The sequence below is a fragment of the Bacillus sp. RO2 genome, from assembly GCF_012911845.1.
Classification (GTDB): Bacteria; Bacillota; Bacilli; order Bacillales; family Bacillaceae_I; genus Sutcliffiella_A.
Genome location: NZ_JAAXCU010000036.1, coordinates 49873 through 66790, shown reverse-complemented (window position 1 = coordinate 66790; position 16918 = coordinate 49873). Strand labels below are relative to the sequence as shown.

The 16918-nt window shown below is 37.9% G+C and carries 17 protein-coding genes; 10 read left to right on the top strand and 7 right to left on the bottom strand.

Annotated elements, in window-relative coordinates; genetic code table 11:
• Positions 1-90: 90 nt before the first annotated feature.
• A complete protein-coding gene (gene abc-f, locus HF078_RS08945; RefSeq protein WP_169290827.1) occupies positions 91-1815 on the top strand; it encodes a ribosomal protection-like ABC-F family protein in 1725 nt (574 codons plus the stop codon).
• A 56-nt stretch (positions 1816-1871) separates the two neighbouring features.
• Here the strand turns inward: abc-f and HF078_RS08940 are convergent, their stop codons facing one another.
• The 3 genes from HF078_RS08940 to HF078_RS08930 form a co-directional block, all read right to left on the bottom strand.
• Complete coding sequence (locus tag HF078_RS08940) at positions 1872-2381, bottom strand: LURP-one-related family protein (RefSeq protein ID WP_169290826.1); 510 nt, start codon at positions 2379-2381, stop codon at positions 1872-1874.
• Positions 2382-2447: 66 nt separating this feature from the next.
• Positions 2448-3122 (bottom strand): LysM peptidoglycan-binding domain-containing protein, encoded by a 675-nt coding sequence (locus HF078_RS08935; RefSeq protein ID WP_169290825.1) that lies wholly within the window; start codon positions 3120-3122, stop codon positions 2448-2450.
• Positions 3123-3280: 158 nt separating this feature from the next.
• Positions 3281-4312 (bottom strand): Rossmann-fold NAD(P)-binding domain-containing protein, encoded by a 1032-nt coding sequence (locus HF078_RS08930; protein WP_169290824.1) that lies wholly within the window; start codon positions 4310-4312, stop codon positions 3281-3283.
• Between the two features lie 385 nt (positions 4313-4697).
• Here HF078_RS08930 and HF078_RS08925 point away from each other — a divergent pair, with 385 nt between their 5' ends.
• Positions 4698-5894, top strand: a complete 1197-nt coding sequence (locus tag HF078_RS08925) for an MFS transporter (protein WP_169290823.1) — start codon at positions 4698-4700, stop codon at positions 5892-5894.
• Between the two features lie 318 nt (positions 5895-6212).
• Complete coding sequence (rsgA, locus tag HF078_RS08920; RefSeq protein WP_169290822.1) at positions 6213-7274, top strand: ribosome small subunit-dependent GTPase A; 1062 nt, start codon at positions 6213-6215, stop codon at positions 7272-7274.
• 85 nt (positions 7275-7359) lie between these two features.
• On the opposite strand, the gene HF078_RS08915 is transcribed toward rsgA, so the two are convergent.
• Positions 7360-8148 (bottom strand): alpha/beta fold hydrolase, encoded by a 789-nt coding sequence (locus HF078_RS08915; RefSeq protein WP_169290821.1) that lies wholly within the window; start codon positions 8146-8148, stop codon positions 7360-7362.
• A 299-nt stretch (positions 8149-8447) separates the two neighbouring features.
• On the opposite strand from HF078_RS08915, the gene HF078_RS08910 reads away from it, so the two are divergent.
• The 5 genes from HF078_RS08910 to HF078_RS08890 all read left to right on the top strand — a co-directional run bounded on the left by HF078_RS08910 (position 8448) and on the right by HF078_RS08890 (position 12342).
• Entirely contained in the window at positions 8448-9425 is a 978-nt protein-coding gene (locus HF078_RS08910) for a S66 family peptidase (RefSeq protein ID WP_169290866.1), read from the top strand.
• Between the two features lie 45 nt (positions 9426-9470).
• On the top strand, positions 9471-10208 hold the full coding sequence (locus HF078_RS08905; RefSeq protein WP_169290820.1) for a YwaF family protein: 738 nt from the start codon (positions 9471-9473) through the stop codon (positions 10206-10208).
• 633 nt (positions 10209-10841) lie between these two features.
• On the top strand, positions 10842-11120 hold the full coding sequence (locus HF078_RS08900; protein ID WP_169290819.1) for a hypothetical protein: 279 nt from the start codon (positions 10842-10844) through the stop codon (positions 11118-11120).
• Between the two features lie 145 nt (positions 11121-11265).
• A complete protein-coding gene (locus HF078_RS08895; RefSeq protein ID WP_205831567.1) occupies positions 11266-11592 on the top strand; it encodes a cyclic-phosphate processing receiver domain-containing protein in 327 nt (108 codons plus the stop codon).
• Positions 11593-11814: 222 nt separating this feature from the next.
• Positions 11815-12342 carry a mismatch-specific DNA-glycosylase gene (locus HF078_RS08890; protein WP_169290818.1) on the top strand — a complete coding sequence of 176 codons (528 nt, stop codon included), beginning with the start codon at positions 11815-11817 and terminating at the stop codon, positions 12340-12342.
• Positions 12343-12391: 49 nt separating this feature from the next.
• Here the strand turns inward: HF078_RS08890 and HF078_RS08885 are convergent, their stop codons facing one another.
• The 3 genes from HF078_RS08885 to HF078_RS08875 form a co-directional block, all read right to left on the bottom strand.
• On the bottom strand, positions 12392-12652 hold the full coding sequence (locus tag HF078_RS08885; protein ID WP_169290817.1) for a hypothetical protein: 261 nt from the start codon (positions 12650-12652) through the stop codon (positions 12392-12394).
• A gap of 154 nt (positions 12653-12806) precedes the next feature.
• Positions 12807-13652: an STAS domain-containing protein gene (locus HF078_RS08880; protein ID WP_169290816.1), complete on the bottom strand. Its 846-nt coding sequence runs from the start codon at positions 13650-13652 to the stop codon at positions 12807-12809.
• A 59-nt stretch (positions 13653-13711) separates the two neighbouring features.
• Positions 13712-14674 (bottom strand): D-2-hydroxyacid dehydrogenase, encoded by a 963-nt coding sequence (locus HF078_RS08875; protein WP_169290815.1) that lies wholly within the window; start codon positions 14672-14674, stop codon positions 13712-13714.
• A 297-nt stretch (positions 14675-14971) separates the two neighbouring features.
• On the opposite strand from HF078_RS08875, the gene HF078_RS08870 reads away from it, so the two are divergent.
• Positions 14972-15493 carry a sigma-70 family RNA polymerase sigma factor gene (locus HF078_RS08870; RefSeq protein WP_169290814.1) on the top strand — a complete coding sequence of 174 codons (522 nt, stop codon included), beginning with the start codon at positions 14972-14974 and terminating at the stop codon, positions 15491-15493.
• The gene (locus HF078_RS08865; protein WP_169290813.1) at positions 15486-16817 is read left to right on the top strand and encodes a DUF4179 domain-containing protein; all 1332 of its coding nucleotides are present in this window, start codon (positions 15486-15488) and stop codon (positions 16815-16817) included. Before HF078_RS08870 ends, HF078_RS08865 begins: the two co-directional genes overlap by 8 nt.
• The last annotated feature ends 101 nt before the right edge of the window (positions 16818-16918 follow it).

The following is a 16918-nucleotide window of genomic DNA, read 5'->3' as shown; positions in this document are numbered from 1 at the left end:
ACCTCTCCAGGATTCTGGGGAGGTTTTTTGTGATGGTTGATACGATGGCTGCTCATTTATAAATAAAAAACGATAATGAGGTGCATATGTATGACAGTGATACTACAAGTGAAACAAGTAAATAAAAGTTTTGGCGAACGGGATATTTTGAAGGAGATTTCCTTTGATATAAGGAATGGTGAGAAAATAGGGTTGGTCGGTTGGAATGGAGCGGGGAAGACAACGTTGATGAAGTTAATGATGGGTTCAATCAAACCCGATTCGGGAAGTATTTCTAAATTTCCAGCTTCATTAAAGATCGGGTATCTTCCTCAAACCACCGATTATACCGTTAATACAGATGAAGAAATGATGGAGGAAGCTAAAGGTCTCTTACGTGCGGCAAGTGAGTTGGGACTCGCAAAATCCATTACACGTGATGAAGTATCCTGCGACACTTTAAGCGGTGGTGAGAGACTGAAGTTGGCTTTGGCAAAAATCTGGACGCAATCTCCACAGTTGCTCTGCTTAGATGAGCCGACTAACCACATGGATATGAAAGGTGTGAACTGGTTAGTATCAGAACTAAGTAAATTTGCTGGTGCAGCGATCATCATCTCTCATGATAGGTATTTCTTGGATAAGACGGTTTCTAAGATTTATGAAATAGAAGATTGTAAGTTAATGGAGTATGAAGGGAATTACACAGCATATCGCCAAGAGAAACAGCGTCGTCACGATCAGCAAATCCGTGACTATGGGAAGCAGCAACGAAAAATTAAAATAATTGAAGATCAAGTTGCCAACTTGAAACAGTGGTCTGAAAAGGCGCATAGAGAAGCAGGCAAGAGGGATAACCCTGGTGAGCGTAAACAGATGGGCTTAAAAGAATTTGAACGGGTAAAAGCAAAGAAAAAGGATAACCAAATTAAATCAAAGACAAAAAGGTTGGAACTCGAACTGTCTAAACATAAAGTGGAAAAGCCGAAGGAAGAAGTCCAGGTCAAATTTGAATTTGAAACGGACGGAAAAAGAGGTAAAAGAATTTTGGAGGCGAAAGGGCTAACCAAACAATTTGGTGAACGACTTCTCTTTGAAAAAAGTCATTTTTATGTGAAGCATGGAGAGAGAATAGGGTTGATTGGTGAAAATGGTTCAGGAAAAACCACATTTATTAAAATGCTACTGGAACAGGAATATACTTCAAAAGGTTCACTGTGGAAAAGTGCTTCCTTAAAAATTGCCTATTTGAGCCAGGAAGTCAGTGACATGCCTATGAATAAAACTGCCATGGAATTTTTAGATTTTATTGGCTGGGAACGTGTTTCCAAAGCTCGAACCATTTTTGCAAATATGGGAATGCATGAGGAAAATCTCACCAAACCACTTAGTACCCTGAGCCTTGGCGAGAAAACAAGAGTGAAGTTGGTTCATATGATCATGCAGGAATATGATGTTTTAATCCTCGACGAACCGACCAATCATCTGGACCTACCAAGCAGAGAACAGATGGAAGCCACCTTGTCTACGTTCACTGGTACGCTCATCGTTATCTCCCATGACCGCTATTTTATTGAGAAGCTATGTGACAAACTGCTGGTGATTGAGAATAAGAGAATAAAACGAGTGGAAACTGGCATAAAAGAGTATGAAGAGAAAAGAAGGAGCCAGGTGGCATCTTCTGAAAAAGAAAGCAGTGAAAAGGTTGCGATTTTGGAGGCGAGGATTACGGAATTATTGGGGAAAATCAGCATGGTTAATAGGGATAGTGAGGAATATACCTCTATGGATAATGAGTTGTTAAAATTGATGAGGTTAAAAAAGGAATTAGCATAAAAAATGGCAGTCGGGAGGTCGAAACGGATCTTTTGACTGCCACTTTCCATATAGAATTATGTTGCCGCAGAACCGTTTTGTGAGCGTCGTCTTTTCTGAATAGCGTTCATCCCCATCACCACTGCGACGAGTTCCTCGGTATCAAGATCCGGAGTGTAATCAGACAACTGAAAGGCCGGAGACTCGAAGAAGCTGTCTATTCTTTTAAATTCGGCAGCCAATTCATCGTTTTCGTCAAACAATGTGTACTCCCTTGAAAAGGCGGGGCTTTCCAACCTATAAATTCCTCGACCGTGTGCTTTGTACTCATAGATGGACTTAAAGAAAGCAAAGCGTTCGCGAAGTTCTCCAATCTCGTTTTCCTGATGGTCTTTTACAAACCATTTGTTAGAGAAAAAACCAAAGCTCCCGCTTACTATAATATCGCCAGCTGGAGTATTAACATCTACAGCAGCAGAAAAAGCACTCCTTAAATCTAATTTTCCAATGATTTTTTGATCCTCATCAAATATCTCCGTTTCTCCAGTAGAGAAGAAGTTATCTGAAAAATAGACAGTCTTTTTCATTCGCTGTTCCTCCTTTATTCTATAGCTATTAATACGATTAAGAAGGAAAATAGTTTCAATCTTATTTTAGTTTAGTCTTAATTCCTGCCCTGAATAAATAGTGTTGGAGCTGAGATTATTAAGTTCTTTTAATGCATTAACGTTTACTCCATATTTCTTAGATAAGGAATACAAGGTGTCCCCTTTTTTTACTGTAATAGTGAAGCTCTCAGGAGAAGGGGAGAGGTAGAGTTGTTGGCCGATCTTAATGGTATCAGAAGTTAAATTGTTCCAGTCCTTTAACTGCTCTACCGAAGTGTTAGACTGTTTGGCTAAGGAGTACAGTGTATCCCCTTTTTTCACTTTCATTATGACAGGAGCTTTAATTAGTAGTTTTTGACCGGTATAAATATTCTCATAGGTTAACAGATTCCATTCTTTTAATTTCTTTACGGTAGTTCCGTGAGTTTTTGCAAGTGTGTAAAGTGTGTCGCCCTTTTTCACAACAATGTCTGTTACTTCTTTAATGATGAGCTTCTCTCCAGCAATAATCTTTGAATTTGTTAAATCATTCATTTTTTTGAGCTCATCGATTTTGACATTGTACTTCTTAGAAAGGCTGTACAGCGTATCCCCTTTTTTGATGGTTATTACCTCATTAGTATTTGTCGCAAATGCTGGTTCAAAGGATGAGAAACCAAGTGCACCCGAAAGCCCAAGTGTAATAGCTAAAGCCAGCACGGCTCTTTGATGTTTTTTCATGTTGAACACTCCAGTTTAGTAAATTTGTTTACACTTAATTTGACGTTGTTGGTTGAAATTTGTCGCTTGTACATGAAAAATAATTAAGCCCATTTTATTTAAATTTAAAATGAAAAAAGCCTGCGAGTACTACCATCGCAGGCTTTTTATCATATGATTTATGCTCTCGTTTTCCAAGCATTCAACACATTTTGTTCTTTCTCTTTATGAATTCCCGCTTTTCGTTCTTCATCTTTTCTTGATGATTCAAAGTCAAGTACGTCCCTTACGGTTTCTTCTAATGGTCGAACTTCCAATCTGTGCTCCAAGGCTTTCTCAATATTTATAGAACTTGACCCTCGCCAAGGCTCACTGCCCTCTACAAGTGGATGCTCTTCTGGAATCCAAAGCGGCATTTCTGTCCAAGGTGCGACTTGTTGTTCCAATAAGAAACTTTCGTCTGCCCAGATAATATCCGCGTCTGAAACTGAGACCTTTTTACAAGTGGACAGGTAATCCTCCATTGTTGCAGGGGTTATTGGTCCTGTTACGTTAAAAGTACCGGTTATTTTTTCATCTGCCATTTTCAGTATCCATAGAGCCATATCTCTTGCGTCTATATACTGAATTTCTCTCTCTTTTCGTCCAGGCGCCAACACTTCGCCGCCTTGAGCTACGCGATTAACCCAATAGGAGAAACGATCAGAATAATCATATGGACCAACAAGAAGGCCAGAACGGACATGCAATACTTTATTAGGCATATTTTCTTCTGCCGCGCTTTCACTTTCTGCTTTCAAAGCACCATAATGGGCATTGATCTGCTCTTGTGTTCCAAAGCCTATTTCTTCTATTTGTTTTTCCGTTAAGGATTGTACGGGATAATCCTCCTTAATATTTGGGGGAATCCAATCTTTGTAGACCGAAATGCTTGATATAAAAGTATAGTGTTCTACTTTATCCGCAAGCACCCTGGTAGATTCAGCTAAAGCTTTCGGAGTAAAGCCGCACGTATCAATGGCTACATCCCATTTCCCAGCTTCAAGAAGGGAAAGGTCTTTATTGCGGTCTCCTACAATACATTCCACCTGTGGAAACAAATCATGATGATTTCCACGATTGAACATCGTTACTTCATGGCCTTGCTTTAACGCTTCTTCTACGATAAACCTGCCTAAAAAACGAGTACCGCCAATCACTAAAATTTTCATATGTAGGCCTCCAAGAATAGGTTATAGTAAGTTAATTCTCTATAACAGACAGATAATCCTCTTTTCTGCAAAATAGCTCCTAAAATTCTGGAGTATTATGCAACCTTTTTTTGCAGAGTATAATCCTCAATCGCCCGATTATTTGAATAATCGCCTGTAAAGTAGAAAAAATCGCCCGTAATCTTCAATTATCGCCCGATTATTTTTCAGAATCGCCCGTAATCTTCAATTATCGCCCGATACTTTGGAAAAGCCGCCCGATTCATTTTTTGTTGTAATCTAATCAGGAATAACATCTTCCATTGACACTGGCCTCTAAAAGTCATAAAATACTAAAGTTGATTTAGTAAGAGGCACGAAATAAATAAGAGGAAGAAGTGACAAAATGGCACCTGAACAACGTAAAAAAATGATTATTTTAATGATAAATATGTTTATTGCCGTAGGGAGTTTCGGGATAATTATACCTATTCTTCCGGCATACCTTGATTCCATCGGGCAAGGCGGATTGGCTGCTGGACTCATGATTGCCATATTTGCTGGTGCGCAGTTCGTCATGTCACCACTTGCTGGGAAATGGGCCGATCAATACGGACGACGAATTATGATCATTCTCGGATTAGCGGGGTTGACCTTATCTATGTTCGTTTTTTATGGATTTGATTCAGTTTGGATGCTTTACTTTTCACGTGTCATAGGAGGGATAGGAGCAGCCTTGTTAATTCCTGCCCTATTTGCTTATGTAGCGGATATTACCACGATGGAACAACGCGCGAAGGGGAACAGTTACATTTCCGCTGCCATGTCATTGGGTATCGTAATTGGACCTGGAATTGGTGGATTTTTAGCTGATTTTGGCTTAAAGACTCCTTTGTTGGTATCTGCATTGATTTCACTCGTTGCAACTGTTTTCTCTATTCTTGTGTTAAAAGAAAGCAGAGAAAAGGAAACGATATTGGCACAAGAGGTAAATCCAGAGCCGATGATCAAAAAGCTGGCATTATCGGTTAACAAACCGTATTTTATACCACTTATCATTACGCTAGTGATGAGTTTTGGATTAATGGCTTATGAGTCTGTCCTTGGATTATTCATCGATAATCAATTTGGCGCAACCCCACAGGAGATTGCAGTAATGATTACTGCTACAGGAATAATCAGTGTAATTGTTCAGCTTTTTGTCGTTGATCGAATTGTACGTGCTATTGGGGAAGGCGATGTATTAAACATCTTTTTATGTGTAGCAGCAATTGGTTTCTTTGTTTCATTATTTGCATCAAGCTATGGTGTATTCTTTGGGGTCACTTTAATTATCTTTTTGGCAACTTCTATCTTAAGACCTGTCATCAATACATTAATTTCTAAGTTGGCAGGCAATGAGCAGGGATTTGCGATGGGAATGAACAATGCGTATATGAGTATTGGAAACGTATTGGGGCCAACACTTGCAGGGATTCTTTATGATATTAATATCATCTACCCGTTTATACTAGGTTTATTAGTTCTGAGTATAACTATCCTTGTTTCTGTTACATGGCAATCGAAGCAGAAAAAGAGATTGGCTCAAGTGGAAGCAAATTAAATTCTTATAAGAAAATTCAGATAGCCTATTTACTTTTAGATAATAATACCATATGATAAATATTGTAATAAAAATTAACGGAAGCGAGGGATGTTTTATGAAAAAGTTAATTGTAGTGAACCTATCTCAACTAAATAATAAATCACAGCCCTTGCATGGAAACCGTTAAATTATCATGTTCCTTTACCGATGAGAATGTAGATTTCCATGGGGCTGTGACGTAACGTCTCATGGTTTATAAATGTATTGCAAAAGACCGTGCGAACGGTCTTTTTGTTTTGCCAAAAAATATCTACTTTCCATTAGGAGGAAAACACATTGAAAAGAAATCAATTAGGTTGGAATGAATTTTTAAATAATTCTTTTATTGAATATGAAGAGCAAGGATTTACAGTGGGCAGAGTGATGCTTGAACATAAGAGATTGTACCGAGTAGAAACGGACTTTGGGGAGTGTCTTGCGGAAGTATCAGGGAAATACAGATTTGAAGCTGTAACTCGGGAGGATTACCTGGCTGTTGGCGATTGGGTTGTATTAAGTGAACGTCAGGAGGAAGGCAAAGCAACGATCCATGCCATGTTACCGAGGTTCAGTAAATTTTCACGAAAAGCTGCAGGTTTAACCACTGAAGAACAGATTGTCGCAGCAAATGTGGATACCGTTTTTTTAGTGCAGTCCTTAAACTATGATTTTAACCCAAGGCGATTGGAAAGGTATCTAGTGATGGCCTGGGAAAGTGGGGCTAACCCAGTGGTTGTTTTGACGAAAGCCGATTTGTGTGAAGATGTTACTGGGAAAATTGCCGAGGTGGAAGCAGTTGCCTTTGGTGTTCCGATTCATGCAGTAAGTGTAAAGGAAGAAACGGGATTAGAAGAACTGGAACCGTATTTTGCTGAGGGAAAAACAGTTGCTTTGTTAGGTTCATCAGGAGCTGGGAAATCTACGTTGACGAATTATCTTCTTGGGGAAGAGAAGCAACTTATTCAAGAGGTTCGTAGTGACGATGACAAGGGGAAACATACGACAACTTACCGAGAGTTGTATATGTTGCCTACTGGTGGTCTTGTATTGGATACTCCTGGTATGAGGGAGCTTCAATTATGGGAAGCAGATGGCGCGATCAGTCACAGTTTCCAAGATATCGAAGACCTGGCAGAGCAGTGTTATTTCAGAGACTGTAAGCATGCCAATGAACCAAAATGTGCAGTGCGGGGAGCGATTGAAGAAGGTACGCTGGAAGCCACGAGGTACCAAAGCTATGTAAAACTGCAGCGGGAACTTGCATTTTTGGAAAGAAAAAATGATAAACGTGCTCAACTTGCGGAAAAAGAAAAGTGGAAGAAAATCACAACTGGAGTACGTGGGGGGAAAAAGAAATAAGGTAGAGAATCCACAAGGTGCGAGTTAGGTGCCTTGTGGTTTTTATTTAACATAAAAAAACTGGAGAGTGGTCACCTCCAGCCTTTTATGCAGTAATTCTAATTTTATCCACGCGTTTCATAAAAGAGACGGCTAGATCATTAAATTTATCGCTTTCTTCAATATTACATACATGCCCACATTTTTGAATAACTTCTAATGTGGAGTTTTCTTCCTGCTTAACATATTCTCTTGTATTGCTTAAAAACATATGATCTTCAGAACCGGAAATATATAGCTTTGGAATCTTATTCTTTTTTGATTTCAACCGATCGTATGTGGTGTAACCGTTCAGACCAGAAAGGACCCATCCTAAATAGGTTTCTTTGGAAAGTTTATAAGCCTCTTTAATGAAGGCTTTTCTTGAATCTGAGTGATTCTTCTTTGGTAGAAGTACCCGGGCAAAGATACGATAAGGTACCATATGTGGCAGTATTTTTCTCAGAGGATAGAATACGGACAGTCGGCAAAGAAATTCTCCCCATTTTTTGAGCTTTGGTGTTGCGCCGCCAAGTACCATAGACTTAATGACAGATGGGTTGCGGAGCGCAATTTCCTGCATGATAATGGTTCCAAGAGAAATGCCAACAAAGTGAGCGGATTCAATTTTTAGTTTATTCATAATGCCAATCGTCTGTTCAGAGGAATACTCAAAAAGATCTACACCATTCGGATATGGAGATTTTCCATGACCAGGCAGATCTAATAATAGAATATTATATTCAGCGCGGAAAGCTTTCAGCTGCTTATAAAAAATCGATGAATTTCCACCAAACCCATGAAACAGCACAATCCACTCTTTCGACGACGAATGAGTAAGCGTTTTATAATACATAATAGTCCTCACTTATTTTGCATATTTCAAATCAACAATCAATACCCAAAAAAACAAATAAAAAAACTTGTAATACCAAGTATACACATACCACACACCGTTTCTCAACCTGCAAATTCTTACTATTTTGTGAAGAATGAAAAAAGGGGTCTGACCCCTTTTATTCATTTTTTGCATAAATATTCTTATTCTAGTAAAGTTTTTATTTTTGCTATGGTTTTATGGAAAGTTATAGAAGTTTTGTGGGGTTGTTTGGTAGAATAGTAGGTAAATGGTTTTTGATGGAGGTTGGGGTAATGATGGTACCAGAAAGACTTAAAAAAGGGGATGAAGTGAGGGTTATTGCACCTTCTACTTCTCATTCTATCCTGTCAAAGGAAAATATTGAGTTGTCGACCTATAGGCTAGAACAATTGGGACTAAAAGTGACCTTTGGGAAGCATATAAATGAATCTAACAGTTTATTAACGTCCTCTATTGAATCTCGAATTGCGGATCTACATGAGGCATTCAGTGACAAAAATGTAAAAGCCGTACTGACCACCATAGGAGGATTCCAGGCAAATCAACTATTATCCTATATTGATTATGATCTTATAAGAGAAAATCCAAAGATCTTTTGTGGGTACTCTGATATCACTGCGCTAGGTAACGCGATTTATGCAAAAACTGGTCTTGTCACTTATTCAGGTATTCATTTTTCTTCATTTGGTATGGTAAAGGGATTCGAATATTCCTTAGAGTACTTCAAAAAGATGTTACTTGATGATACAACATTCGTAGAAATTGCTCCTTCTAGAGAATGGAGTAATGATACGTGGTATATGGATCAGGAGAATAGAAATTTTCATCCCAATGAAGGCTATTTAATCATCAATGAGGGTGAATGTGAGGGCATAGCAGTTGGGGGGAACCTTTGTACCTTGAATCTTCTTCAGGGTACTGAATATATGCCTAGTTTGGAAGAATCTATATTATTTATAGAAGATGATAAATTGACGTGCCCGAAAACTTTTGATCGTGACTTGCAATCTCTCATCCACCAACCAGGCTTTAACGGCGTAAAAGGAATTGTAATAGGTCGTTTTGAAAAAGTGTCCAATGTTTCAAACGAGCTGATTCAAACGATCATTCAAACAAAAAGGGAGCTCTCCCATATTCCAGTAGTGGCGAACGCGGATTTTGGCCATACAAGTCCGATGTTCACTTTTCCAATAGGAGGGAAAGTAAATTTACAAGTGAAGCAAAATGAAGTGAAAATTACATTGCATAAATAGTTTCCCTTTCTCTTATAGTTCTCTTAAAAAGGAGGTCCAGTGCAGATGTTTAATACTTATACTGATCCGGAAGCTTATATGGAAGGCTCGCTCCTTTTCACAACTTCCCACTACTTAAGTTTATGCGTAACTTTAGCACTCCTTCTTTTTCTCTTTCTTTCAAGAAATAGATCATGGATGAAGGCGGGTGGAGGATGGGTAATAATTTTTGGCCTTGCTGGATCAGAGATATGGCTAAACTATTGGTATTTTTCCACCAGCATGTGGGATATACGTGACACATTGCCGCTTCAATTATGTTCAATAAGTTTATATCTTTGTGTATGGATGCTCCTGACTAAGCAGAAATTGGTTTTTGAAGTGGTGTATTTTTTGGGTGTCGGGGGTGCCCTGCAGGCATTATTAACTCCGGAATTGTTTTATGACTTTCCGCATTTCCGTTTCTTGCATTTCTTTATTGCTCACATATCTATTATTATGGCTGTATTTTATATGCTATGGGTTGAAAAATTCAGGGTTAGGTTTATTTCCATTTGGAAAGCATTTGCTGCATTGAATGTGATAGCTGTTGTCGTGTTTTTTATGAACAGACTGACGGGAGGAAATTACATGTTCCTTGCGAAGAAGCCTACCAATGCAAGTCTAATAGACTTTCTAGGTCCTTATCCTTGGTATATCCTCACCTTGGAACTTGTTGTGCTGGTTATATTTTTCCTATTGTATGCTCCATTTTTTATTCAGGAAAAAATCTATTCGAAGAGGCATGAAAATGCCAAGGTTTAAATAGTATATTGATGCTCTTATAAGAATGAGAGGTTGATAAGATAGAGCACTCCCGCTCTTATTAGACTTTTGAGCGATTAATCAAGGGTCTTAGGTAAGATAGATCGCCCCTATTAGACAGTTGAGCTACATATGAAGGGTCTTCGGTAAGATTGAGCGCTCCTATTAGACAGCTGAGCTATAAATAAAGGGTCTTCGGTAAAATAGAGCGCCCCTATTAGACAGTTGAGCTATATATAGGATCTTCTGTAAAATAAAGCGCTTCTTTTCTATCCCTCTCCTTGTTATGAGAGATAATCAGTAAAATAGCCATCTTCATAAAATAAGTTACCTCAAAATAAATACAAAACCGCCCCCAATTTACCCTGGGAGCGTTTTTTTAATACTTCCTAATCGTCTTCATAACGTATTTATACACACCAAAAAAAATTAGAGAAAAAACGACAACAATTAAGACATCAATTAAAATACCCATTTAAACCATAGCCCTCCAGCACAACCACTTTTACTATAATTCTATCTTCATTACCACCAAGTTGCAAACCATTATGTTGCAGTGGAGTTTATTTGTAATAGTCCTGTCACAATCCCGCATTACGTCATACTATGTAGAAAAACGAAGGAGAGATGCAGGTGGGAAACGTCAAGAAATTCTTACTATTGTATGTAGCTTTCATGGGGTTGTTGTATGGGCTGTTCTCTGTATTAAGCTATAATAGCATACAGATTAAAATGGAAAAGCTGGAAGTATTAGAAGAACAATATATAAAAAAAGAGGCAGAAGGAGAAGTGCCGTATTCATTTAAGCAACAATACACAAAGGAATATCAAGAATATGATCGCCTCCAAAATAGACTACAATCCTTTTGGATGAAGTGGGTATTTGATTTTCCTGAATTCAAAAAACCTTAAGAATTAAAAATGGTACATTATTCCTATTTTTTTCTTGGCAGCCCTGCTATGAAAGAGTTTAGGAGAAAGCTTGTACCATCTAGGAAAAAATTAGTAACGAAAGTATGTTACACTGTAGCTAAGTCGAATATTTGGAGGTGTCATCTTGAAAATCAATGTTTTTCTAGATGATAGTCGAACATGTCCTGATGGGTATATACTCGCAGAAGACATTGACCAGTGCCTCACCTTGTTAGAGAACCATGCGATTGGGCATCTCTCTTTGGACCATGACTTGTTGAATAAACATCGAAATGGTCTGCTGCTCGTTCATAAGATGGTGGAGAACGAGCTGTATGCGGAAAGAATTACTATTCATTCTGCAAACTCGGTTGGCAGTAAAGCAATGTATCGTTATCTGAAGCAAGCGCAAGAAGATATGAAAATGCCGCCAAACATTAAAATACTTCTAAGACCTCTTCCGCTTTTTTAGGCGTTGCCCCTACATCTTCGTTACATTCCATTCCAAGATACCGCAAAAGGGTTCGTACTTCACATAAATCGGATCTTTCAACTAGAGTAAAAGTCGGGATTATTTAATGCAAGCAGAAAATTATCCGCTTAATAATAGATAATGAAGAGACTAGGCGGGAAGCATCCGTTTGGTCTTTTTTATTAATCTTGATAAAATGAATAGAAGAAGAGAGGTGAAAATATGGACGAGATATTTGACCATATCGACCATAATCTAGATATTCTTTTTGTGGGCTACAATCCAAGTATCCGCTCTGGTGAAACTGGTCATCACTATGCAAACCCAACTAACAGGTTTTGGACCATCCTTTTTGAATCAGGACTTACTCCAAGAAAGTATGCCCCAACTGAGGATTTCAAGTTAGTAGAGTTACATTATGGTTTGACTAATATCGTTTCGAAGCCGACTGTAGGAGCGGCGGACATTACCAAAGAGGAGTACCAAAAGGGTAGATTGGAGTTGAAAGAAAAGATAGAACACTTTCAACCGAAAATAGTCTGCTTTGTAGGAAAAGGGGTTTATCAGGAATATAGCGGTGTACGTCAAGTAGATTGGGGCATACAAAATAGGACCTTAGTTAAGGGAACCATTGATTTTGTGGCACCATCATCCAGTGGTCTGGTGAGAATGAAAAAAGAAGAGATTTTAGACATTTACCGGGAATTAAATAGATTGAAAAATAGTGCAGTTGCTCAAAAGGTAAAATAGAAAAACACTTCCTCCATTATTGAGCGAAGTGTTTTCTGTTTTCGAACGACTATTTTGGAATGACAGATGGCTTCTGGTTCTGCTCCAATGTTCTTAGCGCATTCCTTATTTCTAGCATATTTTCAATTTGGAGTGTAAGGGTGTGCTTAATTAACGTATTTTTCTCTTGTTGTCCATCCTTTAGGTTGGTAACACCTCTTTTTAAATCAACGCAATTTTGTTTCAAAGATTCTTGCTCTTTCATAATCGCTAATTGCGATGCTTTTATTTCTTTTAATTCTGCTAGTATCTCATTAAGTAACTTCTCCATCTCTTTCACTCCTTTTATAAGAAGAAGGGGATTTCTTCCTATTTTTCATATATCTTACCTACTCAGATATATATAGTTTAAATACTCTTTCTAGATAGACTTTAAACACAATAAACCATTTTTTATCAGGCTAGAAAAGAAAAAACCCGACATGTTAGCGTCGGGTAGTAGTAACAGGAGGCAGCGTCAGTGCGCCTGCCAATGTAGGTTTGATGGATACGTTTTGAAAAGATAAACCTAATTGAACAGTGGTTTGGGCAATTTCCGGTCTGATGCCAGATAAGGTCGTCTTCACACCAATTAGATTCAGCGCTTTAATGAGATTAAATATTTGGTCGGCAACAAGTGTATCTATAATTACCACGCCTGAAAGGTCTATAAATAAATGATTGATACCTTTTTCACCGCATTGCTCCAAGGTGTTTTCGAGAATGAATCTTGCTCTGCTTGTATCAATATCTCCAACTAAAGGCAAGAGTGCTCGGTTATTATCAAGGGCAATGACTGGCGAACTTAACTCTTTAATCATGTCTTGCTGTGCTTGCAGGCGTTCTTCTGCATATTTTTGATTTTCTTCAACGAACTTAAACACTACATTATCGAAAGCTTTCGTGATCATATGGTTATATAACAACTGTTGCTCTTTTTCCTCTTGGTGCAGGGAAACAAATTCGTCAATAAATTCCAAGTACTGCTCCCGAACCCGAAAGAATTCCTTTAAAATATGGTGTATTGGCGTTTTTAGATGCTGATCATCCTGTGCAATAGACAATATCCAAGTCTCGAAGTCCTTGAAGAATTTTTCTTCTTCTTCAATAAAAATTTTACATAATTGTAGATGAAATTCAAAATTTTGCTTTTTTAATGTGGCAATTATATCAGGATTTGTGGAGGCATAAACCCCCTTGGCATTGACTTTATCCAAGGATTCATACCATTCTTCTGTAAGAACTTTTGCTTTTTCTAATAAAAAGTTATGTAATTGACTATTCCGATGCATGTATAGTTCCCCCTAACTCTCTCCGTATTTACCCTTAAACCTAGCGGGTTAAACCATTTTTAATAACCTTTATTATAATCCACAACATTTATTAAGGGCTTTTCATTTTCTAGATAGTGTTTGAGATTTGGGATAAATATATCCTCTATTACACGTTTAGAATAATGTTCGGTGGACCCTGAGGTGTGAGGGGTAATGATGACATTATTCATATCCCATAAAGGACTGTTTTCATTTAACGGTTCTTTGATAAAGACATCAAGCCCTGCGCCAGCAATTATGTTCTCTTGTAAGGCCTGTACAAGTTCATTTTCTACTATTACTTCGCCGCGCCCTATATTAATGAGAAAAGCAGATTTTTTCATACGATTAAATTCTTCTCTTCCGAACATTTCTTCCGTTTCGTCCGTTAAAGGAAGTGTAATGACTACATAATCACATTTTGGCAAAATATCATGGAGCCTGTCTGGGGTATACATCTCATCAACATAGTCAGTGGGTTTACCAGAATGTCTAACACCCAAAACATTCATACGAAAAGCTTTTGCAATTTTAGCTGCTTCTTTTCCAATCTCTCCTACACCGATAATACCTAAAGTCTTTTCATGAATTTCAAGGTTCATCTGTGCATGATGCCATACTTTTTGCTGTTGTTGCTTCACATATGTATGAATTTTTCTAGTCAACCCTAGCATCAAAGCAAAGATCGTCTCAGAAATTGGGTAAGCATGAACTCCATTTGCACTTGTTAAGATAATTCCTTTTTCAGATAGTGTAGACAGGGGCATGTTGTTGACACCTGCACTCCAGGATTGTATCCACTTAAGTGGAGAGCCTTTGATTAGCGAAAGATTATCTAGTTCCTTTTTCCAGCCAACGATTATTTCAGCGTTCTTTAAATGGGGTGCCCAGATTTCTTTGTCTTTGCCTATTATAAGGTCAAAGTCTGGAGCGATTTCCTTAATTTGTTGAGTATATGCATCTCCGATATTTTGGGTAATAAGCATTAATCGTTTGGTCATTTGGCATAAACTCCTTCAATTGGTATCTTTGTAATCATTTTAACAGATTATAAATAATTATTAGAAATTTAAGCTGATGTATCTAGTATTTAAGGGTGAAATGTCGAATAATTGAAGTGGAATGCCTGGGTAATAAAGAAAAAATATAAGAATGGATGTTAAAATATTGTATATTCTAGATGGAATCAGCTGTTCGGAAAGACAACAGATGATTTTTTTATTTTGTTAAAACTTTTTGATAGATCAAAATGTCTAATGAGTAGATGACAGCAAAAGAGCTTTTAGGAGCGTGAGGTTTTGGAGAAGAAATGGTTGGTGGAGAAAGCAAAAAAGGGGGATGAAGAGGCATTTTTTACCTTGATCTCAACACATAAGGAACAACTCTATCGAATTGCCTATTCCTACTTGAAAAATGAAGCGGATTCCCTTGAGGCCATTCAAGAGGTAACCTACCGAGCATACAAAGGGATAAAAAAACTTAAACAGGCAGACTATTTTTCCACGTGGCTTGTAAAGATCATGATCAATTACTGCAGGGATGAATGGAAAAAGAAAAAACGGGAGCCTAATATGCAAATGAAGATGGAAGAGCCGTATACAGAGGATAATGAACTGCAATTGGAAGTCCAAGAGGCTATTTCATTGTTAGGTGATCCATATCAGACAGTCATTCAACTCCGTTATATGGAGGACTTTATGATAAAAGACATCGCTAAAGTAATGGATTCTTCAGAGAATACCGTGAAAACGTGGTTAAGAAAAGGCTTGGAAAAATTACGTCTTTACTGGGATGAGAAGGGAGGAAGCAAGCATGTTTGAAAAAGAAGAAAAGAAGTTGCATGAGTTAAAGAAGGAGTACGGTAATGTAGAAATCCCTCGTGATATTGATGATTACATTAGAAGTGGAATCAGAAAAGGTAACAAGGTTACCCGACCTCCTTTCTGGAGAATTGGCATGGTTGCTGCAAGCATCCTCCTTATCATTTTCCTTACCACCATTAGGGTATCCCCGGCATTCGCACACTACGTCAGCACTATTCCGGGAATGGAGAGGATAGTGGAGCTGATTCGTCATAATAAAGGAATTATGTCCGCTGTAGAAAACGAATACCTTCAAGAAGTGGGATTCACAAAAGAGGAAGATGGAGTGTCATTGACGATAGATGCCATCATAGTGGATGAAACGCAGATGCTTGTGTTTTATACCATTGAAAGTGATAACAATCATTCCACAATAAACCTGAGTAATATCAAATTGACATCACAGTCAGGTGAAAAACTCGGTGAGTACGGGATGACTTATGGAAGTCATAGTGAAGTAAGGAAAGGTGAAAAGGTTTCAGGTGAATTAAAAGTTACCTATCCCGATGGAATGATAATTCCTGAAAAATTTAACTTAGAAACTGGCATTAATATAAATGAAGTAGAGGCTATAAATGGCCTGAATTTTCCTATTGAAGTTGATACACGAAAATTTTCAGCAATTACGAAAGAGATTTTAATTGACAAGGCCGTAGAAGGAGGCGGACAGTCCATCTACTTTGAAAAGATGGAAATTCATCCAACCCGAATTGCGTTATTCTTAGAATATGACGAGTCTAATACACACGAAATATTTCGTTTTGATGATATTGCACTAGAAGATGAAAAAGGTAATAGATGGACTTCAGACGGTGGCTCTTCAATGGATGATAACAAAATTGTAATGTACTTTGAGAGCAATTACTTTTCTGAACCTCAGCAACTTGACCTGGTCTTCTCCTCGTTTACCGCTCTCCCTAAAAACGAATTAGAAGTTGTTATAGACCTAGAAAATGAAAGCTTCATCAAGGCACCAAGTGATGAGCGGTTAAAAAAGGTTTGGCTTGAAGATGGAAAAAAAGACGTGAAAGGGATATATTTTCAGATTGAGGTCGACCCAGAGGACCATAATTACTTCTTTTCACTTTTTGATAACAACATCGTGGATGCAAGTGGGACCATTCATGAATATAACACTAGAACATATTCATATATCGATGGAACAAATATGTTTGAACAAGGGATGATCTTGGATACGGATAAAATGGTCAATCCGATTACGTTGAAAATTGTAGAATACCCTGCAAGAATTACAGAACAAATCAAAGTGAAAATAAAATAAGAGAAGGTGAGGGACACATCTTGGAAAGCGATGTGTCCCTTTCTTTTATATAGATGGTTCCGGTATTCATACATGTTGTACAGATTCCATACACTTATCTT